Origin of the sequence: Arenimonas terrae, from assembly GCF_006265115.1 — a bacterium.
Lineage (GTDB): Bacteria > Pseudomonadota > Gammaproteobacteria > Xanthomonadales > Xanthomonadaceae > Arenimonas > Arenimonas terrae.
This window is the reverse complement of the sequence record NZ_SMDR01000002.1, coordinates 80,154-103,100: the sequence shown is the minus strand read 5'-3', so window position 1 is coordinate 103,100 and position 22,947 is coordinate 80,154. Positions and strand designations below refer to the sequence as shown.

At 70.9% G+C, this 22,947-nt stretch carries 21 protein-coding genes and 1 tRNA gene; 16 read left to right on the top strand and 6 right to left on the bottom strand.

Features of this window, described 5'->3' with window-relative positions:
- Nucleotides 1–7: 7 nt before the first annotated feature.
- A complete protein-coding gene (locus E1B00_RS09210) occupies nucleotides 8–373 on the bottom strand; it encodes a DUF2069 domain-containing protein (RefSeq protein WP_139448025.1) in 366 nt (121 codons plus the stop codon).
- Nucleotides 370–963, bottom strand: coding sequence for an NAD(P)H:quinone oxidoreductase (wrbA, locus tag E1B00_RS09205; RefSeq protein WP_139448023.1), 594 nt, complete (start codon nucleotides 961–963; stop codon nucleotides 370–372). The genes E1B00_RS09210 and wrbA overlap by 4 nt, the downstream gene beginning before the upstream one ends.
- Nucleotides 964–1,044: 81 nt before the next feature.
- Here wrbA and E1B00_RS09200 point away from each other — a divergent pair, with 81 nt between their 5' ends.
- The 8 genes from E1B00_RS09200 to E1B00_RS09165 all read left to right on the top strand — a co-directional run bounded on the left by E1B00_RS09200 (nucleotide 1,045) and on the right by E1B00_RS09165 (nucleotide 12,065).
- Nucleotides 1,045–2,223 carry a PQQ-binding-like beta-propeller repeat protein gene (locus E1B00_RS09200; protein ID WP_139448020.1) on the top strand — a complete coding sequence of 393 codons (1,179 nt, stop codon included), beginning with the start codon at nucleotides 1,045–1,047 and terminating at the stop codon, nucleotides 2,221–2,223.
- Nucleotides 2,220–3,350 (top strand): hypothetical protein, encoded by a 1,131-nt coding sequence (locus E1B00_RS09195; protein ID WP_139448018.1) that lies wholly within the window; start codon nucleotides 2,220–2,222, stop codon nucleotides 3,348–3,350. The genes E1B00_RS09200 and E1B00_RS09195 overlap by 4 nt, the downstream gene beginning before the upstream one ends.
- A gap of 36 nt (nucleotides 3,351–3,386) precedes the next feature.
- Nucleotides 3,387–4,664: a YihY family inner membrane protein gene (locus E1B00_RS09190; RefSeq protein ID WP_139448016.1), complete on the top strand. Its 1,278-nt coding sequence runs from the start codon at nucleotides 3,387–3,389 to the stop codon at nucleotides 4,662–4,664.
- Complete coding sequence (locus E1B00_RS09185) at nucleotides 4,661–5,227, top strand: TlpA family protein disulfide reductase (RefSeq protein WP_139448014.1); 567 nt, start codon at nucleotides 4,661–4,663, stop codon at nucleotides 5,225–5,227. Before E1B00_RS09190 ends, E1B00_RS09185 begins: the two co-directional genes overlap by 4 nt.
- 108 nt (nucleotides 5,228–5,335) lie before the next feature.
- Nucleotides 5,336–6,415 carry a sensor histidine kinase gene (locus tag E1B00_RS09180; protein WP_139448012.1) on the top strand — a complete coding sequence of 360 codons (1,080 nt, stop codon included), beginning with the start codon at nucleotides 5,336–5,338 and terminating at the stop codon, nucleotides 6,413–6,415.
- Nucleotides 6,412–7,221 carry a LytR/AlgR family response regulator transcription factor gene (locus tag E1B00_RS09175; RefSeq protein ID WP_139448010.1) on the top strand — a complete coding sequence of 270 codons (810 nt, stop codon included), beginning with the start codon at nucleotides 6,412–6,414 and terminating at the stop codon, nucleotides 7,219–7,221. The genes E1B00_RS09180 and E1B00_RS09175 overlap by 4 nt, the downstream gene beginning before the upstream one ends.
- 648 nt (nucleotides 7,222–7,869) lie before the next feature.
- Entirely contained in the window at nucleotides 7,870–10,956 is a 3,087-nt protein-coding gene (locus E1B00_RS09170) for an efflux RND transporter permease subunit (protein ID WP_139448008.1), read from the top strand.
- 11 nt (nucleotides 10,957–10,967) lie between these two features.
- Nucleotides 10,968–12,065 carry an efflux RND transporter periplasmic adaptor subunit gene (locus tag E1B00_RS09165; protein WP_139448006.1) on the top strand — a complete coding sequence of 366 codons (1,098 nt, stop codon included), beginning with the start codon at nucleotides 10,968–10,970 and terminating at the stop codon, nucleotides 12,063–12,065.
- Between the two features lie 27 nt (nucleotides 12,066–12,092).
- Here E1B00_RS09165 and ppk2 read toward each other — a convergent pair whose 3' ends face one another.
- The 4 genes from ppk2 to hemA form a co-directional block, all read right to left on the bottom strand.
- Nucleotides 12,093–12,869, bottom strand: a complete 777-nt coding sequence (gene ppk2 / locus E1B00_RS09160; RefSeq protein ID WP_139448004.1) for a polyphosphate kinase 2 — start codon at nucleotides 12,867–12,869, stop codon at nucleotides 12,093–12,095.
- Nucleotides 12,870–13,074: 205 nt separating this feature from the next.
- A complete protein-coding gene (gene moaB, locus E1B00_RS09155; RefSeq protein ID WP_139448002.1) occupies nucleotides 13,075–13,596 on the bottom strand; it encodes a molybdenum cofactor biosynthesis protein B in 522 nt (173 codons plus the stop codon).
- Entirely contained in the window at nucleotides 13,593–14,678 is a 1,086-nt protein-coding gene (prfA, locus tag E1B00_RS09150) for a peptide chain release factor 1 (RefSeq protein ID WP_139448000.1), read from the bottom strand. Before prfA ends, moaB begins: the two co-directional genes overlap by 4 nt.
- Complete coding sequence (hemA, locus tag E1B00_RS09145; RefSeq protein WP_139447998.1) at nucleotides 14,656–15,927, bottom strand: glutamyl-tRNA reductase; 1,272 nt, start codon at nucleotides 15,925–15,927, stop codon at nucleotides 14,656–14,658. Before hemA ends, prfA begins: the two co-directional genes overlap by 23 nt.
- 101 nt (nucleotides 15,928–16,028) lie before the next feature.
- Between hemA and E1B00_RS09140 the strand changes: the two genes are divergently transcribed.
- The 8 genes from E1B00_RS09140 to ychF all read left to right on the top strand — a co-directional run bounded on the left by E1B00_RS09140 (nucleotide 16,029) and on the right by ychF (nucleotide 22,881).
- Nucleotides 16,029–17,687 (top strand): tetratricopeptide repeat protein, encoded by a 1,659-nt coding sequence (locus E1B00_RS09140; RefSeq protein ID WP_139447996.1) that lies wholly within the window; start codon nucleotides 16,029–16,031, stop codon nucleotides 17,685–17,687.
- Nucleotides 17,684–18,280 carry a lipoprotein insertase outer membrane protein LolB gene (lolB, locus tag E1B00_RS09135; protein WP_139447994.1) on the top strand — a complete coding sequence of 199 codons (597 nt, stop codon included), beginning with the start codon at nucleotides 17,684–17,686 and terminating at the stop codon, nucleotides 18,278–18,280. Before E1B00_RS09140 ends, lolB begins: the two co-directional genes overlap by 4 nt.
- A complete protein-coding gene (ispE, locus tag E1B00_RS09130) occupies nucleotides 18,277–19,146 on the top strand; it encodes a 4-(cytidine 5'-diphospho)-2-C-methyl-D-erythritol kinase (RefSeq protein WP_139447992.1) in 870 nt (289 codons plus the stop codon). The genes lolB and ispE overlap by 4 nt, the downstream gene beginning before the upstream one ends.
- 38 nt (nucleotides 19,147–19,184) lie before the next feature.
- Nucleotides 19,185–19,262, top strand: a tRNA-Gln gene (locus E1B00_RS09125).
- A 50-nt stretch (nucleotides 19,263–19,312) separates the two neighbouring features.
- Complete coding sequence (locus E1B00_RS09120) at nucleotides 19,313–20,269, top strand: ribose-phosphate diphosphokinase (RefSeq protein ID WP_139447990.1); 957 nt, start codon at nucleotides 19,313–19,315, stop codon at nucleotides 20,267–20,269.
- Nucleotides 20,270–20,411: 142 nt separating this feature from the next.
- Nucleotides 20,412–21,089 (top strand): 50S ribosomal protein L25/general stress protein Ctc, encoded by a 678-nt coding sequence (locus tag E1B00_RS09115; RefSeq protein WP_139447989.1) that lies wholly within the window; start codon nucleotides 20,412–20,414, stop codon nucleotides 21,087–21,089.
- 51 nt (nucleotides 21,090–21,140) lie between these two features.
- Nucleotides 21,141–21,722, top strand: coding sequence for an aminoacyl-tRNA hydrolase (gene pth, locus E1B00_RS09110; RefSeq protein WP_139447987.1), 582 nt, complete (start codon nucleotides 21,141–21,143; stop codon nucleotides 21,720–21,722).
- A 67-nt stretch (nucleotides 21,723–21,789) separates the two neighbouring features.
- Entirely contained in the window at nucleotides 21,790–22,881 is a 1,092-nt protein-coding gene (ychF, locus tag E1B00_RS09105) for a redox-regulated ATPase YchF (protein ID WP_139447985.1), read from the top strand.
- The last annotated feature ends 66 nt before the right edge of the window (nucleotides 22,882–22,947 follow it).

Below are 22,947 nucleotides of genomic sequence, written 5' to 3'. Positions count from 1 at the left end.
GCCGGAATTATACGGCCGGCGGCGCGGCGCGCCGGCGGGCGAAGCGGGCGCGCACGCCATCCCAGCTGGCGGCCACCACCAGCAGCGCCGACAGCGCCACCTGGGCCAGCGCCAGGGCGCGCACCTCGGGCGAAACCCAGGCGGCCATCACGCCATGGCTGAAATAGAGCAGGGCCGCCAGCGCGCCCCAGAATCCGGCGCGGCGGTGCCGCAGCAACAGCAGCACGAAGGCCGGCAGGATCGGCAGCGCGAAGAAAAGCGCCATCGCCCAGGGCGCGCTGCGTGCCGGCGGCGCCAGCCAGCCGTGCCAGGCCAGCTGCAGCGCGAACAGCGCGAGGATGGCGGCACCGGCGAGGCGGGCGGCGGGGCTCATGCCTGCAGCTTCCGCGCCACGTCGGCCAGGCGCCGGCCCAGGGCGCGGGCGAGCTGCTTCTCGTCGTCGCTCGGCGCCGGGTCGTCCTGCACGCCGGCGACGTGGCTGGCGCCGTAGGGCGTTCCGCCGCTGCGCGTGGTGTTGAGCGCGGCTTCCGTGAAGGGAATGCCCACCAGGACCATGCCGTGGTGCATCAGCGGCACCAGCATCGTGAGCAGGGTCGATTCCTGGCCGCCGTGCAGGGTCGCGGTGGACGTGAACGCGGCCGCCGGTTTGCCGACCAGGGTGCCGGAGGCCCATTCGGCCCCGAGCGTGTCGATGAAATGCTTCAGGGGCGCGGCCATGTTGCCGAAGCGGGTCGGGCTGCCCAGGGCCAGGCCGGCGCATTGCGCCAGGTCGGCCTTGCTGACGTAGGGCGCGCCGTCCTCGGGCACCGGTGGCGCCGCAGTCTCGGTCACCGGGGCCACCGGCGGCACGGTGCGCAGGCGCGCCTGCATGCCGGGCACTTCCTCGACCCCGCGGGCGATCTGGCGGGCGAGCTGGGCGACGGAGCCGCCGCGGCTGTAATAGAGGATCAGGATGTCGGCCATGCGCCATGATAAGCCGCCCGACCCTGGCCTGGCGCCCGGCGCCGGCGCGTTGGCCCTTGGACGGCGACGGAGGAGCGCGTGATGACGGCAGCGGAAGCGGGGCAGGGCAAGGGTTCCGCCGGCTGGGCCGCGCTGGCGTTTTTCGTCGCCGTGATCGCGGCGGGCGGTTGGGTGATGCTGCGGGCCGACCAGCCGGCGCCGCCCGACGAGCCGGATCCGGCACAAATCGTCGGCACGCCGCTGCGCGTGCCGGGCGTGCAGGGCGACCGCGTGTTCGTTCTGACCGACCAGCACCTGCGGCGCTGGGAAAAGCGCAGCCGCCCGAGCTCGCGATTGATGGTGGATGGGGCGGTGCACTATTCGGTGCACCGCTGGGAGCTGTGGGCGCTGGACGCCGATACCCTGCAGGTGCTGTGGCGCCGCGTACTGCGCGAGGCGCGGCCGACGGCCCCGAGCGAAACGCCGCCGCGGCTGCTTGGCAGCGACGGCGTGCACGTGTGGTGGCAGGCCGGCGAAGCGGGCGCCATGCCCGAAGGCATTCCCGCGCAGGCCCCGCCGCCGCTCGGGCCGCAGGTGCTGAATGCCTCCGACGGCGCGCCGCGCACCGCTGAGTTTCCGGAGGCCGGCCCCGTGCACCGGCCGGCCGAGGCCGAACACACGGTCTGGCGCTACCAGTCCGGCAGCGTGCGCGTGGCCGAGCGCTGGCTGGGCCTGGTCACCGACGAGGAGGCGGAACGTCTCGAGCGTGATCCCGAGCGCGCGCTGCGCTGGCCGGACCGGGCCGCGATGGCGCAGGAAGACTACGGGCTGTGGCAGGCGCGCATCGGCGCGGCGCTGCCGCCCTCCGGCTTCGACGGCGCGCGCCACCGGTTCGCCGACACCCGGCGGCTGGCGCCGGCCGAACGCTTCCGCCAGGCCGGCTGGCTGCGCGAGCCGGCACGGGACGCGGCCGTCACGGCGTCGTCGCCCGACGGCGCCTATGTGCTGCATCGCGGTGCATCGGCCTGGCAGATCGACCGCATCGACGGCGACGACGGCCGCCGGCTCTGGCGCGCCGAGCTGCCGCAGGCGCGCCTGATCGGCGTGTCGGCGGGCGCGCGTTCGCTGCTGGTCGCCGGCACGCGTGACGGCGGTCGGGTGCCGGGCACCGATTACGAACAGCTCGGTGGCACCGTGTTGAGCGCGATCGCGCTCGCCGACGGCCGGCGCACCGATTTCGACCTGGCCAAGGCCAGCCTCGCGAAGGACGCGGCACGATGACCGCGCCGGCGAAAAAAACCGGATGGAAAACCTGGGAAGTCGCCGCGGGTCTGCTGATTGCGCTGTTCGTGGTCGGACTGCCGGTGGTGTTCCATCTGAACCGGAAGCCGCTGCCGCCCGACGAACTGCAGCCGGCCGGCCTGCTGGGCAAACCGCTGCGGCTGCAGACCGCCGCGGGCGAACGCATCCTGGTGCTGAGCCAGCAGTACGGCGTGCACTGGTACCACTACAGCGGCACCGGCCGCCGCGGCTTCGGCGGCATCACGTCAGAGCAGGTGATCAATATCGACCTGTGGGCCTTCGAGCCCGGCAATCCGGTACCGCTGTGGCGCCGCCGGTTCAAGAACAACACGCCGGACGTGATGACATCGGCCGGCGACGTGCTGCTGGGCCACGGCGACAGCGTCTGGCTGGCGCTGCGCGAACCCGCGCTGGTGGCGGCTGCCGACGGCCGCCTGCTGCCGGTTTCGTCGCGCCGCGGCGAGCCGGTGCGAGGCGACGAGGTCTACGACGTGCGCGACCTGCAGGCGCGCGGCCTGCGCATGGGCGATCGCTGGATCGGCGTGCTGACCGGCGCCGACCACGCGAAGCTGACCGGCCCCGACGGCGGCCGCTGGCGTCCCGATGCCCTGGGCTTCGTCGGCGACGACCACGACTACACACTCTGGAGCGCGCGCGTGCGCGATATCGCCAGCGATTTCGGCCGGCAGGAGCGCTATTCGGATCTCCGTCCGCTGGGCGAGCCGGTGCCGCGGCACCGGGCCGGGCTGCTGATGCTGGCGCAGCGCGGCGCGACGGTCGCGCCGGCCGATCCCGACAGCGTCGTGGTCCTGCAGCGTGCGCCGGATGCGCAGGGCGGGCGGATTTCGCTGAGCCGCATCGAAAGCGGCGACGGCCGCGTGCTGTGGTCGGCGGACAATCTGCCGATCGCACGGCTGCGGCACCTGCTGGCCGGCGCCGGCGATCTGGTGCTGGTGGGCGATGCGGTGCGGCCTCCCGCCCGTCCCGACGGAACGTCGCCGGCGCCGTCGCCCTGGCTGGTCTTCATCGACCTGGCCAGCGGCGGATCGCAGAGCTTCGACCTGGGCGCGGCCAGCCTGGCGGCCGGACCGGCTCCGCTGGAATGATGGGGGCGGGCGGGGGCTTTGTATTACCCTTCGCCCATGAACCTGACCGAGACCCTTCGTCGCTGGTGGGACCGCATCGACCGCGAGCGGGTGCAGTCCTTCTCGCAGTTCCTGTGGACGCGCTTCCTGGACGACCGCTGCTTCGAGACCGCGGGCGCGCTGGCCTACACCACTCTGTTCGCGCTGGTGCCGCTGAGCATGGTGGTGTTCGGCATCCTGTCGGCATTCCCGGTGTTCAACGTCTGGAGCGAGCAGCTGAGCGATTTCGTGTTCTCCAACTTCGTGCCCAGCTCGGCGGAGGTGGTGGAGGCGAAGCTGCGCGAGTTTGCCCAGAGCACCAGCAACCTCACGCTGCCCGGCGTCAGCGCGCTGCTGGTGTCGCTGCTGGTGACGATGTGGAGCATCGAGAGCACCTTCAACCGCGTGTGGCGCGTGCCGACGCCGCGGCCGCGGCTGGTGCGCTTCCTGATGTACTGGACGCTGCTGACCCTGGGCACGCTGGCGGCCGTGGCCAGCCTGGCGACCACGTCCTACCTGTTCTCGCTGCCGGCGCTGTCGGGCGTGGAGCAGCTGGACTGGAGCCAGCGCCTGCTGAGCTTCCTGCCCAACGTGGTCGAGCTGCTGATCTTCAGCTGCGCCTACTGGCTGATCCCGCACCGCTCGATCCCGTTCCGGTTCGCGCTGGCGGGCGGCCTGTTCGCCACGGTGCTGTTCGAGCTGGCCAAGCGCGGATTCGCGGCCTACCTGCTCGGCGTGCCGTCGTACGAGCAGCTCTACGGCGCGCTGGCGGTGGTGCCGATCTTCATGCTGTGGCTGTACCTGAGCTGGGTCGTGGTGCTGCTGGGCGCCTCCTTCGCCGCCTCGCTGTCGTCGTTCCGCTACCAGCCGCGCGCGCTGCAGCTGCCCCCGGGCATGGAGCTGTACGGCTACCTGCGCCTGCTGGGCCGGCTCAACGCCGCGCGCCGCGAAGGGCAGGGCCTGCACCTCGCCGACATGCAGGCGCTCGAGCCCATGCTCACCGACGACCTGCTGCAGCGCATGCTCTCGGGCCTGACCGCGCTCAACATCGTGCGCCGCGCCGAAGACGGCGGCTGGCTGCTGGCGCGCGATCTGGCGACGGTGAGCCTGGGCGAGCTGCACGAAGGCCTGGGCCTGCGCATTCCCTGCACCGACAAGAGCCTGCCGGGCTTCGACGACCCGCTGGGCCGCGACGCCGCGCGCGCGCTGGAACACCTGCGCCAGCCGCTGGAGGCGCCGATGGCGCGCAGCGTCGGCAGCTTCTTCACCTCGAACCAGGACAATCCCGCCGTATGAACATCCTCTTCCGCCTGCCGGCCCTGCTGGCGCTGGCTCTCGCGCTCGCCGCCTGCCAGCCTGCCGCCGAACCTCCTGCCGCCGACGACAGCGCCGCGGCCCCCGCGCCGGCGGCACCGGCCGCGCCCGCCGAATCGCCCACCCACCCGACCCTGGTGGTGGAGACGCTCGACCACGGCCGCTTCGACCTGGCGGAAAAACGCGGCAGCTGGGTGGTGGTGAACTTCTGGGCCACCTGGTGCAAGCCCTGCCTGAAGGAGATCCCGGACTTCAGCGCCTTCGACGCCGCCCGCGAGGATGTGCAGGTGATCGGCCTGGCCTACGAAGAGATCGAGCCGGCGGCCATGCGCGAGTTCCTGGCCAAACATCCGGCCGGTTATCCGATCGCCCTGCTCGACGTCTACAGCCCGCCGGCCGACTTCGAAACCCCGCGCGGCCTGCCGATGACCTACCTGATCGCACCCAACGGCCAGGTCGCGAAGAAGTTCCTGGGCCCGGTGACCTCGCAGGAGCTGGCCGCGGCGATCACCGAAGCTGCTCTCACGCCGCCGCCCGCGGGCTGACCCGGTCTGGCGTCCCGGCGCGATGAAGCGTGGCCGGGCCGCGCCAGGCCGTTCTGGCCCGGGCCGCGCCGGGGTTAGCATGGCGGGAACGATTTCCGGACCCGCCCCGTGCTGAGCACCCAAGACGATTCCCGCACCCGCCGCCTGTTCTGGTGGCTGCAGACCGGCGGCTGGCTGGGCTACGGCAGCCTCAGCTACCTGTCGGCGATCGCGCACGGCAAGCCGCTGGACTACTGGCGGCTGTCCTTCGGCGCCGCCCTGACCGGCTTCATCCTCACCTTCGGCGTGCGCCTGGTGCTGCAGCGCGCCTGGGGCCTGCCGCCGCGACCTTTCGTCGCCATCGCGGTCGGCTGCGTGGCCGTGACGACCCTGCTGATGGGCCTGGTCTTCAGCCAGCTGCTGTTCGACTGGTGCGGCAACGAGTGCCGGCCCGCGACCACGCTGGGCTATTTCGGCTATGCCACCGGGCACCTTTACGTGGTGCTGAGCTGGGTCGGCCTCTACATCGGCCTGAAGTACTACCGGCAGCTGCAGCAGCAGACCCGCCAGGCCCTGGCCGCCACCGCCATGGCGCACCAGGCGCAGCTGAAGATGCTGCGCTACCAGCTCAACCCGCATTTCCTGTTCAACACCCTCAACGCCATTTCGACCCTGGTGCTCGACCGCGACAACGGCACCGCCAACCAGATGGTGCAGGGCCTGAGCGCCTTCCTGCGCCACTCGCTCGACAGCGACCCGATGCAGCGGGTGACGCTGAAGCAGGAGCTGGACGCGCTTAACCTGTACCTGGGCATCGAGAAGATCCGCTTCGCCGAGCGCCTGCAGGTGGAGACGCGCATCGCCCCGGAATGTTATTCGGCGCTGCTGCCGAGCATGCTGCTGCAGCCGCTGGTCGAGAACGCGATCAAGTACGCGATCGCCAAGCAGGTCGAGGGCGGTCGGTTGGTGATCGGTGCCGAACGCCGCGACGGCCGCCTGGTGCTGAGCGTGGTCGACAACGGGCCCGGTTGCCCCGATTTCGACAAGGCCAATGACCAGGGCTGCGGCGTCGGCCTGAAGAACACCCGCGAGCGACTGAAGGTGCTCTATGGCACGGAACAGTCGGTGGACGTGCGCAACGGCCGCGAGAGCGGCGTGCAGGTGACGCTGTCGATCCCCTACGAATCGGGCGGAGCGCCGCGCGAATGAGCCGCACGATCCGCACCCTGATCGTCGACGACGAACCGCTGGCGCGCCGCGGCCTGGAGCTGCGCCTGGCCGAACAGCCCGACATCCAGATCGTCGCCCAGTGCGGCGACGGCGCCTCGGCGATGAAGGCGGTATCCGAATTCGCGCCCGACCTGATGTTCCTGGACGTGCAGATGCCCGGCCTGGACGGCTTCGCCACGCTGCGCGCGATCCCGGCGCCGCAGCTGCCGCTGACGGTGTTCTGCACCGCCTACGACCACTACGCCATCCGCGCCTTCGAGGCCAGCGCGGTCGACTACCTGCTCAAGCCGGTGGACGACAGCCGCCTGCACCAGGCGCTGTTCCGGGTGCGCGAAGAGCTGGACAAGCGCGACTCCGGCAAGCACTGCGAGCAGCTGCTGCGCCTGCTCGGTGACCTGAGCGGCAAACCCTCGCTGACGCTGGAAGAGGCGCTGCAGGGCGCCGGCGAACGCAAGCTCGGCCCCGGCGACCGGCTGTCGATCCGCGACGGCCAGCGCACGGTGCGGGTGGACCTGGCGACCGTGCGCTGGGTGGACGCCGCTGGCGACTACATGTGCATCCACACCGACGGCGAGACCTTCGTGCTGCGGGCGACGATGCGCGACCTGGAATCCCGCCTGGACCCGCGCTCGTTCCCGCGGGTGCACCGTTCGACGCTGGTCAACGCGAAGCGGGTGGTGTCGCTGCGCCCGCACCTCAACGGTGAGCAGTTCCTGGCGCTGGACTGCGGCCACGAGATCAAGCTCTCGCGCTCGTATCGCGACCGGCTGGAGCTGCTGAAGTAGGCTTGCTGCGCAAATAGAGCGGTTGCCCGCAGAGATTCTCTTTCCGGCGCCGGGACCGTTCTCGGCGATGGTCCGCCGTACGTGAGGGCTCTTTCCGGGGACGCCGTGAATCCATCCATGGAGGCTCTTCGAAAACGTCCATGTTTTCGAAGCCCCGGAAAGAGCCCTCACGCACGACGGCCTGCGGACCATCCGGGCCGGAATGTCGATCGGTGAAGCTGGCATTTACTACGCCTTCGGCGTCGCCGCCGTCGATTTTCAGCTCGCCAGGATCCGCCCTTGAAGCTGATCCCGACCAATCTGCGAGCCCCCGTGCCTTCTGAGGGCACGCGCTTGTCCCAACGGCTCGCCTCGGCGTTTCGTGGCGACGGCCTGCATACAGAGGTACCCCTGAAGCGAAGGCAGGATGCCGTAGCGGCCGCGAATCGGTGGGCAGGACGCCGCGCCGACTGAGCGGGCAGGGGTACCTCTGTGTGCGGGACGGCGCACGCCGGTTCAACCGCCCCCGAGCACTTGATCTACTTGCGCAACGGCGCAAGCGCAACGGTTGGGCGCGGAGGGAAAACGTCCCGGCGCGACTCGTGACGAAAGTCATGGGCGCGCGGATGCAACCAAGTCCACTGTCGCCGCATCCACAAGGATGCCGCCATGAGACTGACCGACGCCTCCCTCAAGAATCCCGCCGCGGTCGCCGTCGTGGTCGCCCTCGTGTGCCTGTTCGGACTGGCGAGTTTGCGCGGATTGCCGCTTCAGCTCTTCCCCGACATCGAACGCCCCCAACTGTCGATCCAGACCGGCTGGCGCGCCGCCTCCCCCCAGGAAGTCGAGTCCGAACTTCTGGAGCCGCAGGAAGCCGTGCTGCAGGGCATCCCGGGCCTGGAACAGATGGACGGCAACGCCAACGCCGGTGGTTCCTTCATCAACCTGACCTTTGCCGTCGGCACCGACATGCGCGCCATGCTGGTGGAAGTGCTGGGCCGCCTGAACCGCGTGCCGCCGCTGCCGCGCGATGCCAGCCCGCCGGTGGTGGAACTGGGCGCACAGGATTCCAACACCTCGCTGAGCTTCTTCTTCGTGCAGCTGCTGCCGGGCACCGAAGGCGACATCGGCGACTACCGGCGCTTCATCGAAGAACAGGTGGTGCCGCGCATCGAGGCGGTGCCTGGCGTGGCCGGCGTCGAAGTCAACGGCGGGCCGCAGGAAGAACTGCGCATCGACCTGGACCTGGCGCGCGCCGCGGCCCTGGGCGTCACCATCCCGGAAGTGGCCGCGCTCGCCGCGCGCGCCAACGACGTGTCCGGCGGCGCCGTCGAGGACGGCCGCCGCCAGTACGTACTGCGTTTCGCCGGCCGCTACGCGCCGGAAGACCTGGGCAACCTGATCCTCGCCTGGCGCGACGGCCAGCCGGTGCGCCTGGGCGATGTCGCCACGGTCAGCCTCAAGCGTCCGGAGCAACGCTTCTTCAGCTACCAGAACGGCAACCCGGCGATCGGCCTGCGCGTGGTGCGCGAGAGCGGCGCCAACGTGCTGGCGACGCTGACCGAGGTCAAACAGGTGGTCGCCGAGCTGCGGGGCACCGTGCTGGCCGAGCGCGGCCTGGGCATAGAGCAGAGCTTCGACGCCTCGCTGTTCATCAACCGTGCGATCAACCTGTTGTCGGGCAATCTCGGCGCCGGCGTGCTGCTGGCGGTGGGCTGCCTGTGGTGGTTCCTGCGCGATGCCCGCGCCACCCTGCTGATCGCCAGCGCGATCCCGATCTCGCTGCTGGCCACCTTCATCGTGCTCGACCTCAGCGGCCGCAGCCTCAACGTGATCTCGCTGGCGGGCCTGGCCTTCGCCGTGGGCATGGTGATGGACGCGGCGGTGGTGGTGGCCGAGAACATCGTGCGGCTGCGCGAGGGCGGGAAACTGCCGGAGGAGGCGGCGCGCATCGGCACCCACCAGGTCGGCGGCGCCCTGTTGGCGTCCACGCTGACCACCATCGCGGTGTTCCTGCCGGTGCTGTTCATCGAGGACGTCGAGGGCCAGCTGTTCTCCGACCTGGCGCTGACGATCTCGATCGCGGTCGCGATCTCGCTGCTGGTCGCCATCACCGTGCTGCCGGCGGCGGCCGGCGGCTGGCTCAAGGGCAAGAAGCTGGCCTCGCTGAACGAGTCGGCCTATCCGCGCGCCACGGCGCTATTGATGCGCTGGACCGACACGCGCCGCAAGCAGGTCGGCTGGATACTGGGCCTGGTGCTGCTGCCGGCGCTCGGCGCCTGGCTGCTGGTGCCGCGCCTGGACTACCTGCCGCCGGTCAAGCGCGCCGCCATCGACGCCTTCTTCAGCTTCCCTCCCGGCATGACGCCGGCGGTGGTGGACGCCGAGATGGGCGAGGTGATCCGCGAGCGCATGGCGCCCTACATGGCCGGCGAGAAGGAGCCGAAGCTCAAGAACTGGTACCTGCTGCTGTGGCCGGGCGGCGGCACCATCGGCGCACGCGTCGAGGACGAGTCGCGCATCGGCGAGCTCGAGCGCATCGTGCGCGACGAGGTGGTGGTCGGTTTCCCCGATACCCGCGCCTTCGCCACCGAAGGCGACCTGTTCGGCGGCTTCGGCGGCTCGGCGCGGGCGATCCAGATCCACCTGCAGAGCGGCGACACCGAGGCGCTGGCGCGGGTCGCCGGGCAGGGTCGCGAGCTGCTGCAGAAGCACTTCCCGGGCGCCAACGTGCAGGCCTTCCCGGAAGCCGACGCGGTCAGCCCGGAGCTGCGCATCCTGGCCAACGACCGCCGGCTGGCCGAGGCCGGCTGGAACCGCAGCGAGCTCGGCACGGTGATCCGCGCGGTGGGCGAGGGCATGTGGCTGGGCGAACATTTCGACGGCGACCGGCGCATGCCGATCATCCTGGGCACGCCGGAACCGGTGGCGCCCGACGCGCTGGTGAGCACCGCCGTCGTCACGCCGCTGGCCGGCGTGGTGCCGCTGGGCGACCTGGCCAATGTCGAGGTGACGCTGAGCCCGAACCAGCTGCGTCGCGTCGACCGCCGCCGCACCGTGACCCTGACCGTGGACCCACCGGTGACGATGTCGCTGGAGGAAGCGCTGGCCAAGGTCGAGGGCGACGTGGTGCCGCAGCTGCGCGAGTGGCTGCCGGAAGGCGGCGGCGTGCGCGTGTCCGGCAGCGCCGACCGCCTGGACGCGGTGATCTCGACGATGGCCGGCAACTTCGGTCTCGCTCTCGGCGTGCTGTTCATGCTGATGGCGGCGATGTTCCGCTCGCTGCGCGACAGCCTGTTCGTGATGCTGGCGCTGCCGATGGCGGTGTTCGGCGGCGTGCTGGGCCTGCGTGCGCTGGGGCTGTTCACCACGCAGTCGCTGGACCTGCTGTCGATGATCGGCTTCATCATGCTGCTGGGCATGGTCATCAACAACGCCATCCTGCTGGTCGCGCAGACGCGCGTGGCCGAATCCGAGGGCCTGGGTATCCACGACGCGGTCGCGCAGGCCCTGGCGCAGCGCCTGCGGCCGATCCTGATCGGCGCGCTCACCGGCGTGGTCGGCGCGCTGCCGATGGCGCTCAATCCCGGTCCCGGCAGCGTGATCTACCGCGGCCTGGCCGCGGTCACCGTCGGCGGCGTCGGCCTGTCCCTGGTCTTCACCCTGGTGCTGATGCCGGCGCTGCTGCGCCTGTCGGCCGAACTCAAACCCCTGTCCCTGCGTCGCCCGCGCCCGGCCCTGCCGGCCGCGGCCTGAGGAGTACCCCCATGAAACTTCGCACGTCGCTCTCGATGCTCGCCCTCGTGGTTGCCGCCGGCCTGGTGCAGGCGCAGGATGCCGCGGCGCCCGACGGCCCGCCGCCGGCGCCGGTGCAGACCGCGCTGGCCGAGCGCGCCCAGTTCGCGCCGGTGCTGTGGTCGCCGGGTGGCGTGGTGAGCCGCGAGGATTCGCGCGTGGCCTCCGAACTCGCGGGCCGCGTGGTGCAGGTCGCCGAGGTCGGCACCGAGCTCAAGCGCGGCGCCGTGATCGCCCGCCTCGACGACAGCATGCTGCGCCTGAAGGAGCAGGACGACGTCGCCAACGTGCGCCGCATCGAGGCCCAGCTCGACTACGCGCGCAAGCAGGAGCAGCGCTACATCGAACTGGCCCGGCAGAACACCATCGCCGCCACCCAGCTCGACCTGACGCGCTCCGAGCGCCAGGTGCTCGAGCAGGACCTGGCCCGCGCCAAGGTCACGCTCGCCCAGACCCGCCAGCAGCGCGACTACGCCGTGGTGCACGCGCCCTTCGACGGCGTGGTGGCCGAGCGCTTCGTGCAGGCCGGCGAATTCGTCGGCGTCGGCGCGCCGGTTCTGCGCCTGGTCAACACCGGTTCGCTGGAGGTGAGCGCACGCGCGCCGGTGGCGCTGGCCGCGCAGCTCAAGGCCGGCCTGCCGGTGTCGGTGCGCTGGGACGACCGCCTGGTGCAGGCGCGCCTGCGCAGCGTGGTGCCGCTGGGCGACCAGGCCTCGCGCCAGCTCGAGGTGCGCGTTGCACTGCCGGCCGGCGACTGGCCGATCGGCGCCGCGGTGCAGGTGGCCCTGCCCAGCGCCGCGCCGCGCGCCGCGGTGGCGGTGCCGCGCGACGCGCTGCTGCTGCGCAAGGAGGGCGCCTTCGTGGTCAAGGTCGGCGCCGACGATCGCACCCAGCGGATCTCGGTGCAGACAGGCGCCAGCCGAGGCGAGCTGGTCGAGGTGCAGGGTGAAGTGATGGCCGGCGATCGCCTGGTGGTGCGCGGCGGCGAGCGGCTGCAGGTCGGCCAGCGGGTCACGGTGGCCAACCGCGCCGTGGCCTCGGTGCCGGGCGTGGCGCGTGGCGAGCGCTGAGTCAGCGCGCCGCTTCGGGCCGCAGGTTCAGTAGCGGCCCTTGATGGGTTTCACCGGCCCGGCGTAGCGCTCCTTGCCGGGTTTGCCCTTGAGCGGCGGGAACTGGATCTGCGGTTCGGGCACGGCGCAGTCGGGCAGCTGGTCGAGCAGGTGCCGGATCAGGTTCAGGCGGCCGCGCTTCTGGTCGTTGAAGTCGACCACGTGCCAGGGCGCCCAGCGGTGGTGGGTGGCCCTGAACATGGCGTCGCGGGCGCGGCCGTAGTCGGCGTACTTCTCGCGCGCCTTGACGTCGATGGGCGAGAGTTTCCAGCGTTTGACCGGGTCGAGCAGGCGCTCCGCGAAGCGCTCTTCCTGCTTGTCCTGGTCCACCGCCAGCCAGTACTTGAACAGCAGGATGCCGTCGTCCACCAGCTGGCGTTCGAACACCGGCGCCTGCTTCAGGAAGGCCGCGACCTGGGCCGCGGTGGCGAAACCCATCACCTTCTCGACGCCGGCGCGGTTGTACCAGCTGCGATCGAACAGGCTTATTTCGCCGGCCGAGGGCAGGTGCGGCACGTAGCGCTGGAAGTACCACTGCCCGGCTTCGCGTTCAGTCGGCTTCGACAGCGCGATGACGTGGCACTGGCGCGGGCTGAGGCAGTCGGCGATGGCGCTGATGGCGCCGCCCTTGCCGGCGGTGTCGCGGCCTTCGAACAAGACGACGATGCGCTTGCCGGTGTGCTGGAGCCAGCGCGCCATGACGTTCAGTTCGACCTGGAGTTTTTCCAGCTCTTCCTCGTAGTCCTTGCGCTTGAGCTTGGCCATGCCTGAACTCCCCCGGTGGGCTGTGCTTACCCTGCCACATCCGGGTCGTTTCGGCACATCGAAACGCCGGTCCGCCTGTCCAGGCAAAGCCGTCAATCGAGGGGCCTTTCCCGGACACGCCGTGAATCCGTCCATGGAGGCTCATCGGCGACGTCCCTGTCACCGGATCGATCCCGCGTCCGAACGAGCAAACGCGAAACGCGGATCAGCTTTCGCGCAGGCGCGGCCGCAGGTTGGCGAGGTTGCAGGGCGTGGTGCGGGCGTCGAGCTGGGCACGGATGAGCTTTTCCCAGCCGGTGCGGCAGGCCGAGGTCGAACCGGGCAGGGCGAACAGGAAGGTGGCGTTGGCGAGGCCGGCGAAGGCGCGCGACTGCAGGGTGCTGGTGCCGATCTCGTCGAAGCTGAGCACGCGGAACATTTCCCCGAAGCCGGGCATTTCCTTGTCCAGCAGCGGCATCAGCGCTTCCGGCGTCGAATCGCGGCCGGTGAAGCCGGTGCCGCCGGTGACCAGGATGCCGTGCACGGCCTCGTCGGCGATCCAGCGCGAGACGAGGGCGCGCAGGGCGTACTTGTCGTCGCGCACGATGGCGCGTTCGTGCAGGCGGTGGCCCTCGGCCTGCAGCGCGGCGACCAGGTAGTCGCCCGAGCTGTCGTCGGCCGTGGTGCGGGTGTCGGACACGGTCAGCACGCACAGGGCCAGCGGCACGAATTGTTTTCCGGCGCTCATGCGGCCTCCGTCAGCAGCTTCAGTTCGTCGGCCTGGTGTTCGCGGGTGAGGCGTTCGACCAGATCATCCAGGTCGCCGTCGAGGACCTGCGGCAGCGCGTACAGGGTCAAGCCGTCGACGCGGTGGTCGGTGATGCGGCCCTGCGGGAAGTTGTAGGTGCGGATGCGCTGGCTGCGGTCGCCGCTGCCGACCTGCAGGCGGCGCGAGGCGGCCTGGGTCGCGGCCTGCTTGGCGCGCTCCTCGTCGAGCAGCTTGGCCTTGAGCAGGGACAGCGCGCGGGCGCGGTTCTTGTGCTGGCTGCGTTCGTCCTGGCATTCCACCACCAGACCGGAGGGCAGGTGGGTGATGCGGATCGCCGAATCGGTCTTGTTGACGTGCTGGCCGCCGGCGCCGGAGGCGCGGAAGGTGTCGACCTTGAGGTCGGCGTCGCGGATCTCGATCTCGTCGATGTCGTCGAGCTCGGGAAGGATGGCCACGGTCGCCGCCGAGGTGTGGATGCGGCCCTGCGATTCGGTGGCGGGTACGCGCTGCACGCGGTGGGTGCCGGATTCGAACTTGAGCCTCGAATACGCGCCGCGGCCCTCGATCCGGGCGACGATCTCCTTGTAGCCACCGTGTTCGCCCTCGCTGGCCGAGACGATCTCGACGCTCCAGCGCTTGCGTTCGGCATAACGTGCGTACATGCGGAACAGGTCGCCGGCGAAGATCGCGGCTTCGTCGCCGCCGGTGCCGGCGCGCACTTCCAGGAACAGGTTGGCCTCGTCGCGCGGGTCCTTGGGCACCAGCAGCAGGGCCAGGGCGCCGTCGAGCGCGGCCAGGCGCTGCTGGGCGGCGGGAATTTCCTCTTCAGCCAGTTCGCGCAGCTCGGGGTCGGTGCGCATCGCCTCGGCGGCCTGCAGGTCGCGCTGCGCCTGCGACCAGGCGGCCAGGCCGGCGGCGACCGGCTCGAGCTGGGCGTATTCCTTCGACAGCGCGCGGAACTTCGTGTTGTCGGCGAGCACGGCCGGATCGGCCAGCAGGCGGCCGACTTCCTCGTGGCGTTCGGCCAGGACTTCGAGTTTACGGCGCAGGCTGGGTGTCATCGCGGTCGTCGTAGAGGCGTTCGGCGGCGCGCAGCAGGTCCAGGTCGCCGTCGAGCGCGGCTTGGCGCAGTGCGCTGCTGGGCGCGTGCAGCAGCTTGTTGGTGAGCTGGTGGGCGAGCAGGGCCAGCACCTCGTCGGGCGCCTTGCCGGCGGCGAGCTGCTCGCGGGCGCGGGCCAGGGCGTCCTCGCGCGCGGCTTCGCCGCGGCTGCGCAGCACCTTCAGCGCATCCTGCCGGCCCTGGGCGCGCCACCAGGCCATGAAGTGCTCGACCTGCAGGTCGATGATCGCCTGTGCCTGCTCGGCCGCTTCGCGGCGCGAGGCGCGGTTCTCCTCGATCACCTGCTCGAGGTCGTCGACGGTGTAGAGGTAGACGTCGGCCAGCTCGGACACGCTGGCCTCGATGTCGCGCGGCACGGCGAGATCGAGCAGGAACATCGGCCGGTGCTTGCGCGCCTTCAGCGCCGCCTGCACCGCGGCCCGGCGCAGGATCGGTTCGCGGCTGGCAGTGGCGGTGATGACGATGTCGGCTTCGGGCAGGTGACGCTCGAGTTCCGACAGCGGCAGCGCGTAGCCGCCGTGGCGGCTGGCCAGGGCCTGGGCATGTTCGAGCGTGCGGTTGGCGACCAGCAGGCGCTTGGCCTTCGCGTCCACCAGGTGGCGCGCGGCCAGTTCGATGGTGTCGCCGGCGCCGACCAGCAGCACGGTGGCGCGGTCGAGTTCGCTGAACACCTGGCGCGCCAGCCGCACCGCGGCATAGGCCACCGAAACCGGATGCGCGCCGATGCGGGTGTCGGTGCGCACGCGCTTGGCGACCGAAAAACTCTGCTGGAACAGGCGGTCCAGCGGCGTGCGCAGGCGCTGCTGGCTGCGCGCGGCCTGCCAGGCTTCCTTCACCTGGCCCAGGATCTGCGGTTCGCCCAGCACCAGCGAATCCAGGCCGGTGGCGACCCGGAACAGGTGCCGCACCGCATCTTCGCCGGTGTGCTGGTACAGGTAGGCCGACAGCGTCTCGGGCGCCAGGCCGTGGTGGCGGGCCAGCCATTCGGCGACCGCGGCTTCCCGGCCGTCGGCGACCTGGGCGTAGATCTCGGTGCGGTTGCAGGTCGAGAGCAGTGCGGCTTCCTCGACGCCCGGAACCGCGCCCAGCCCGTCCAGCGCCGCCGGCAGTTGGCCGGCGTCGAGCGCCACCCGTTCGCGCAGGGCGAGCGGGGCGGTCTGGTGGTTCAGTCCTAGGGCGAGCAGGGGCATGGTGGGGGCAGCGTGCACGCGGGGTGCGCTAAGCTTTCGCCGGCTGGGCTCTCTGAGTGGAATCCGGCCCATATTCTAGCCCCAAGGCCGCAATCACCCCCATGAACTGGCGCCCCCGCTCCTGGTCCGCTCTGTTGTTCCCGATGCTGCTGGTGTTCGCCGGGCCGGGCGCCGCCGCGCTGCCGCCGCCGATCGGCGACGTGATGGCCGGCGAATTCGCGCTGCAGGAAGGCAATCTGAAGGCCGCCGCCCGCTATTACCTGCTGGCTGCCCAGGTCTCGCCGGACGCCGGCCTGGCCGAGCGCGCCACCCGCGTGGCGGTGTTGGCCGAGCAGCCGGCGATGGCCGAGCGCGCCCTCGCGCGCTGGCGCGCCCTGGCGCCGGACTCGCTGTCGATGCGGGCGGCAGCGCTGTCCCTGGCCATGCGCCAGGGGGGGCACGAACAGGCGATGCAGGAGGTGCGCGAACTGCTTTCGGCGCCGGGCGACGAAGGGTTCCAGGCCCTGCTGGCGGTGATGGCCCAGGCCCGCGGCGACGAGGCGGTCATTGCCCGCGGCGTCGCCCGCAGCATCCACCAGGAGGCGCTGCTGCCGTCGACGCTGTCGAGCTGGCTGCAGTTCGCCGGCCTGGCGCGCCGGCTGGACGACCGGCCGCTGTCGGACCAGATCGTCGAGGCCGGGCTCGCGCGTTTCCCCGACGATCCGCGCGCGCGCCTGCTGCGCGCATCGCGCCTGCGCGAAGCCGGCGATGACGCCGGCGCGCGCGCCGCCCTGCAGGCCCTCGGCGACGCCGATGACCTGCCTGACGAGCTTCGCCGCCCGACTGCGGGCGAGCTGGCCCGGCTCGGTGCATTCAGGGAGGCCGCCGCGCTGCTGGCGACCGCGCCGCAGGACGACGGCACCTATGGCCAGCGCGCCGCGTGGCTGGTCGCTGCCGAAGATCCGGCGGGGCTGCTGGCGCTCTACCGCGAAGTCGAAGGCCTGGCTGCAGCCCCGTCGCCGTCGCGCCGCCTGCTGCTGGGCCATCTCGCCGAGGCGCTGGAACACTGGGACGACGCGGAGCGCTGGTATGCCGGCATCCCCCGCGGCGCCGGCCACGACACGGCGATGCTGCGCCGTGCCCGCGCGCTCGACCAGTTGGATCGCACGGCCGACGCGCTGGACCTGCTGCACGAGCTGCAGGCCGACGAATCCGCCGACGGCGAGCGCCAGCGCGACAGCTACCTGTTCGAGTCCGAACTGCTTGAGCGCCGTCAGCGTCCCGACGAGGCCCTGACGGCCATCGACAAGGGCCTGAAGGTGTTCGAAGACGATCCGGTGATGCTCTACGCCCGCGCCATGCTGCACGAGCGCGGCGACCGCGTGGAGGCGGCCCTCGCCGACCTGCGTCGCATCATCGACGAAAACCCTGAGGACGCGCAGGCGCTCAATGCCTACGGCTACACCCTGGCCGACCGCACCGGCCGCTTCGCCGAAGCCTTGCCCTACGTCGAGCGCGCCTACGCGCTCGCGCCCGAGTCGGCCCCGGTGATCGACAGCCTGGGCTGGGTGAATTTCAACCTCGGACGCACGGAGCGGGCGCTCGAGCTGCTGCAGCGCGCCTGGGCCCGGCTCAAGGATCCCGAGATCGCCGCGCACCTTGGCGAGGTGCTTTGGACCAGCGGCCGCCGCGACGAGGCGCGCGCGGTCTGGCTTGCCGGTGCCGAAGTCGACGCTGACAACCCGGCGCTGCGGCGCGCGATGGAGAAGTTCAAGCCATGATCCGCAAGTTTGGCGTGCTGGCCCTGCTGGCGGGCGTCGTGGCCTGCGCACCGGTGCCGGTGCGCACCGGCGGCAGCGAATCCGACCTGCTGTCGGCGCAGTCGGCGCGCGAGGCCGACCTGGCCGCGGAGGCGGACTGGACGATGAGCGGGCGGCTGGCGGTCAGCGCGCGCGGCGAAGGCGGCAGCGGCCGGATCGTGTGGCGGCAGCGCGGTGCGGATTTCGAGATCCGGCTGTCGGCCCCGGTGACCGGCAAGAGCTGGACCCTGGTGAGCCAGGGCGGCGAGGTCGTGCTCGATGGCCTCGAGGGCGGTCCGCGCCGGGGTGACGACGCCGAGGAGCTGCTGCAGGAGGCGACCGGTTGGCGGATTCCCGTGGCGGCGTTGGCTGCCTGGGCCCGGGGCGGCCGGGCCACGGGGCCGGCGCAGATCGAATTCGGACCCGACGGCCTGCCGGCCCTGATCGGCCAGCAGGGCTGGACGGTGGAGTACCGGGAGTGGGGCGGCGGCGAGCCGGTCCGGCCGCGCCGGGTGTTCGCGCGCCTGGACGCGGAAACCAGCGTGCGCCTGGTGGTCGAGTCCTGGGGCCAATGAGCGCCGGCGAGGGCGCCGACGGCTGGAGCGTCTGGCCGGCACCGGCCAAGCTCAACCTTTTCCTGCGCATCCTCGGCCGCCGCCCCGACGGCTACCACCGGCTGCAGACCGTCTTCCAGCTGCTGGACTGGGGCGACCGGGTCCGGCTGCGCCTCCGGGACGATGGCCGCATCCACCGCCCCGGGGACCCTATATATGGAGTGGCCGAAGCCGATGATCTGGTGGTTCGCGCCGCAAAGCTGCTGCAATCGGTCGCCAAAATAGGTCAAGGTGCGGATATCGTCGTCGAAAAGAACATTCCGTTGGGCGGCGGCTTCGGCGGCGGCTCCTCGGATGCCGCGACGGTGCTGGTGGTCCTGAACCGGCTCTGGAAGGCCGGCCTGGACGAGGACGCGCTGGCCGCGCTGGGCCTGCGCGTGGGCGCCGACGTTCCGGTCTTCGTCCGCGGCCGCAGTGCCTGGGCCGAGGGGGTCGGGGAGGAGCTGACGCCGGTCGCCCTGCCGCCGGCCTGGTACCTGCTGGTGGACTCCGGGGTTTCCGTGCCCACCGCCGAACTTTTCCAAGCGCCTGAATTGACCCGGGATGCGCCCGCGGCGACAATACGCGACTTCGTTTCTGGCTCCGTGCTCGGCAATGCCTTCGAGCCGGTGCTGCGTCGCCGCTCGGAAGCCGTCGAGGCCCTCCTGCAGCGGTTGTCGCGGCTCGGTCCTTCGGCCCTGACCGGCACCGGCGGTGGCTGCTTCGCGCGCTTCGGCACGCGCGCCGACGCCGAGGCCGCCCTCGTGCAGCTGCCCCCGGGCAGTCGCGCCTGGGTGGCCGAGGGCGTGGACGCATCGCCGCTGCACCGGGCGCTGCGCGATCGCTGAGCCGGAGCGTTCCGCTTCAAAGCAGCAAGCTTCAACGGTGGGGCGTCGCCAAGCTGGCCTAAGGCACCAGGTTTTGATCCTGGCATTCGTAGGTTCGAATCCTACCGCCCCAGCCATCCGGTCCAGTTCCAGCGGTCCCTCAACCTCAGCGCGGAAGCCAGCTCACATGAGCAAGCAGAACCTGCTCGTCTTCACCGGCAATGCCAACCGCCCGCTGGCGCTGGCCGTCTGCCGCCAGCTCGGCATCCCGCTGGGCAAGGCGCTGGTGGGGCAGTTCTCGGATGGCGAATGCCAGATCGAGATCGAGGAGAACGTGCGCGGGCAGGAAGTGTTCGTGATCCAGCCGACCTGCGCGCCGACGGCCGAAAATTTCATGGAACTGCTGGTGCTGATCGACGCGCTCAAGCGCGCCTCGGTCGCCAGTGTCACGGCGGTGGTGCCGTATTTCGGCTACGCGCGCCAGGACCGCCGACCGCGTTCGGCCCGTGTCGCCATCACCGCCAAGGTCGCGGCCAAGATGTTCTCGACCGTGGGCGCCGACCGCGTGCTGACCGTCGACCTGCACGCCGAGCAGATCCAGGGCTTCTTCGACATCCCGGTCGACAACGTCTACGCGTCGCCGCTGCTGCTGGCCGACATCTGGCGCAGCCAGGGCACCGACAACCTGATCGTGGTCTCGCCGGACGTCGGCGGCGTGGTGCGCGCCCGCGCGATCGCCAAGCGCCTGGACGACGCCGAGCTGGCGATCATCGACAAGCGCCGCCCGAAGGCCAACGTCGCCACGGTGATGAACATCATCGGCGACGTCAGCGGCAAGACCTGCGTGCTGGTCGACGACATCGTCGACACCGCCGGCACGCTGTGCGCGGCCGCCGCGGCCCTGAAGGCCAACGGCGCCCGGAAGGTCGTGGCCTACTGCACCCACCCCGTGCTGTCGGGCGCGGCGATCGCCAATGTCAGCAACTCGCAGCTGGACGAGCTGGTGGTGACCGACACCATCCCGCTGTCGGAAGCCGCGCGGGCCTGCCCGCGCATCCGCCAGCTCAGCGTGGCCGAACTGCTGGCGGAAACCATCCGCCGCATCGCGTTCGGCGAGTCGGTCAGTTCGCTTTACGTGGACTGAGGCAGGGCGGGGCAGGGGATCCGGGATCGGCATTCGCGAGTGCCGATCCCCGATTCCCGGTCCCGGGAACGGCGCGGGGCCTGGTCGCGGGCCGCGCGTATCGCGTCGCAAGGCGCATCACACTGAAGAAGGCAACACCAAAATGGCTACCAATCACAACATCACGGCCACCGGCCGCAAGGACGAGGGCAAGGGTGCGAGCCGCCGCCTCCGTCGCAGCGGCCAGGTCCCGGCCATCGTCTACGGCGCCCACCAGGAGCCGCAGAGCGTGCAGGTCGAGCACAACCACCTCTGGCTCGCCAGCCAGAACGAGTGGTTCTACTCCGCCATCCTCGACCTGAGCGTCGACGGCAAGGTGCAGAAGGTGCTGCTGCGTGACATGCAGCGCCACCCGTTCAAGCAGCAGATCCTGCACCTGGACTTCCTGCGCGTGTCCGAGAACGAAGCCCTGCGCGCCAAGGTGCCGCTGCACTTCGTGAACCAGGAGAAGTCCCCGGCCGGCAAGACCGCGGGCATCGTGGTCACCCACGAGCTCAACGAAGTCGAAGTCAGCTGCCTGCCGAAGCACCTGCCGGAGTTCATCGAGGTCGACCTGTCGGCCCTGGCCGTCGGCGACATCGTGCACCTGTCGCAGATCAAGCTGCCGGAAGGCGTCACCATCCCGGCCCTGGCCCATGGCAAGGAGCATGACCTGGCGATCGTGATCGCCAAGCACGCCCGCGTCGAAGCCGAAGAGACCGCCGCTCCGGAGGCCGCCGAGGTCCCCGCCGCCAAAGTCACCAAGCCCGACGCCGCCGCGCCGGCGCCGAAGAAGAAGTAATTCGGCCCACCGCTCCCGGCATCGCGCCGGGAGCGGTTCCGATCCTTCGACGTGGCCGCACTGCGCCTCATCGTCGGCCTGGGGAATCCCGGTGCCGAACACGCCCGAACCCGGCACAACGCCGGGTTCTGGTTTCTGGACGCCCTCGCCGCCAAGGCCGGGGCGCGCTTCGGCCTGGAGTCGAAGCTGCACGGCGAGACCGCCAAGATCGAGTTGGCCGGGCACACGCTCTGGCTGCTCAAACCCGCAACCTTCATGAACGCCTCCGGGCGCTCGGTGGCCGCGGCGCTGCGGTACTGGAAGATCGAGCCGGAAGAGGCCCTGCTGGCCCACGACGAGCTCGACCTGGCCCCCGGCACCGCCCGCCTGAAGTTCGACGGCGGCCACGGCGGCCAGAACGGCCTGCGCGACACCATCCAGCACCTGGGCCACGGCAAGTTCCACCGGCTGCGGGTCGGCATCGGCCACCCGGGCCACAAGGACAAGGTCACGCCCTGGGTCCTGGGCCGGCCGGGCAAGGACGACGAGGCCAGCATCCTGCGCGCCATCGACGATGCGCTCGACGTGCTGCCGCTGGCGGTCGCCGGCGAGTTCCCCGAGGCGATGAAGCGCCTGCACACCCCCAAACCCTGAGTCTGCAGGCGCCAGCCGGCTTCCCGCCCGCTGGCGCCTGAGGATTCGCGAACCGGATGACAGCACCATGGGCATCAAATGCGGCATCGTCGGCCTGCCGAACGTCGGCAAGTCCACGCTCTTCAACGCGCTCACCAAGGCCGGCATCGCCGCCGCGAACTTCCCGTTCTGCACCATCGAGCCGAACACGGGCGTGGTGCCGGTGCCCGACCCCCGGCTCCAGCAGCTGGCCGAGATCGTCAAGCCGCAGAAGGTGATCCCGACCTCGTTCGAGTTCGTCGACATCGCCGGCCTGGTCGCCGGCGCCTCCAAGGGCGAGGGTCTGGGCAACAAGTTCCTGGCCCACATCCGCGAGGTGGACGCCATCGCCCACGTGGTGCGCTGCTTCGAGCACACCGACATCATCCATGTGGCTGGCAAGGTGGACCCGATCGCCGACATCGAGACGATCGACCTCGAGCTGGCGCTGGCGGACTTGGACTCAGTGGAAAAGTCGCTGAACCGCGCCGAACGCGAGGCTAAAACCGGCAATAAGGACGCCATCGTCCGGAAAGACGTGCTGTCGCGCCTGCGCGCCGGCCTCGACCAGGGCAAGCCCGCCCGGGCCCTGGGCCTGTCGGCCGAGGACAAGGCCGTGGTCCGGGACCTGTTCCTGATGACCCTCAAGCCGGTCATGTACGTGGCCAACGTGCTCGAGGACGGCTTCGAGAACAACCCGATGCTGGATCTGGTCCGCGCCCGGGCCGAGAAGGAAGGGGCCCAGGTGGTGCCGGTCAGCGCCGCGATCGAGGAGGAGCTGTCCCAGCTCGAGGACGCCGACCGGGCCGAGTTCCTGGCCGAGATGGGCCTGGCCGAGCCGGGCCTGAACCGGGTGATCCGGGCCGGCTACGCCCTGCTGGGCATGCAGACCTATTTCACGGCCGGCGTGAAGGAAGTGCGGGCCTGGCAGGTCCACAAGGGCGCCACCGCGCCGCAGGCGGCCGCGGTCATCCATACCGACTTCGAGAAGGGCTTCATCCGGGCCGAGACCATCGCCTTCGACGACTTCATCAAGTACCGGGGCGAAGCCGGGGCCCGCGACGCCGGCCGGCTGCGGCTGGAGGGCAAGGAGTACGTGGTCCAGGAGGGCGACGTCCTGCATTTCCGCTTCAACGTCTGATCCCGGCAAGTTTCTTGCATCAAGGGCGTTGACATTCCGGCGCTCCGCCGTGAAAATTACGGGCTC

Bases quoted from the DNA above. Each gene is read 5' to 3' on its own strand.
- E1B00_RS09210 (WP_139448025.1), bottom strand. From the start codon at position 373: ATGAGCCCCGCCGCCCGCCTCGCCGGTGCCGCCATCCTCGCGCTGTTC.
- wrbA (WP_139448023.1), bottom strand. From the start codon at position 963: ATGGCCGACATCCTGATCCTCTATTACAGCCGCGGCGGCTCCGTCGCC.
- E1B00_RS09200 (WP_139448020.1), top strand. From the start codon at position 1,045: ATGACGGCAGCGGAAGCGGGGCAGGGCAAGGGTTCCGCCGGCTGGGCC.
- E1B00_RS09195 (WP_139448018.1), top strand. From the start codon at position 2,220: ATGACCGCGCCGGCGAAAAAAACCGGATGGAAAACCTGGGAAGTCGCC.
- E1B00_RS09190 (WP_139448016.1), top strand. From the start codon at position 3,387: ATGAACCTGACCGAGACCCTTCGTCGCTGGTGGGACCGCATCGACCGC.
- E1B00_RS09185 (WP_139448014.1), top strand. From the start codon at position 4,661: ATGAACATCCTCTTCCGCCTGCCGGCCCTGCTGGCGCTGGCTCTCGCG.
- E1B00_RS09175 (WP_139448010.1), top strand. From the start codon at position 6,412: ATGAGCCGCACGATCCGCACCCTGATCGTCGACGACGAACCGCTGGCG.
- E1B00_RS09170 (WP_139448008.1), top strand. From the start codon at position 7,870: ATGAGACTGACCGACGCCTCCCTCAAGAATCCCGCCGCGGTCGCCGTC.
- E1B00_RS09165 (WP_139448006.1), top strand. From the start codon at position 10,968: ATGAAACTTCGCACGTCGCTCTCGATGCTCGCCCTCGTGGTTGCCGCC.
- ppk2 (WP_139448004.1), bottom strand. From the start codon at position 12,869: ATGGCCAAGCTCAAGCGCAAGGACTACGAGGAAGAGCTGGAAAAACTC.
- moaB (WP_139448002.1), bottom strand. From the start codon at position 13,596: ATGAGCGCCGGAAAACAATTCGTGCCGCTGGCCCTGTGCGTGCTGACC.
- prfA (WP_139448000.1), bottom strand. From the start codon at position 14,678: ATGACACCCAGCCTGCGCCGTAAACTCGAAGTCCTGGCCGAACGCCAC.
- hemA (WP_139447998.1), bottom strand. From the start codon at position 15,927: ATGCCCCTGCTCGCCCTAGGACTGAACCACCAGACCGCCCCGCTCGCC.
- E1B00_RS09140 (WP_139447996.1), top strand. From the start codon at position 16,029: ATGAACTGGCGCCCCCGCTCCTGGTCCGCTCTGTTGTTCCCGATGCTG.
- lolB (WP_139447994.1), top strand. From the start codon at position 17,684: ATGATCCGCAAGTTTGGCGTGCTGGCCCTGCTGGCGGGCGTCGTGGCC.
- ispE (WP_139447992.1), top strand. From the start codon at position 18,277: ATGAGCGCCGGCGAGGGCGCCGACGGCTGGAGCGTCTGGCCGGCACCG.
- E1B00_RS09120 (WP_139447990.1), top strand. From the start codon at position 19,313: ATGAGCAAGCAGAACCTGCTCGTCTTCACCGGCAATGCCAACCGCCCG.
- E1B00_RS09115 (WP_139447989.1), top strand. From the start codon at position 20,412: ATGGCTACCAATCACAACATCACGGCCACCGGCCGCAAGGACGAGGGC.
- ychF (WP_139447985.1), top strand. From the start codon at position 21,790: ATGGGCATCAAATGCGGCATCGTCGGCCTGCCGAACGTCGGCAAGTCC.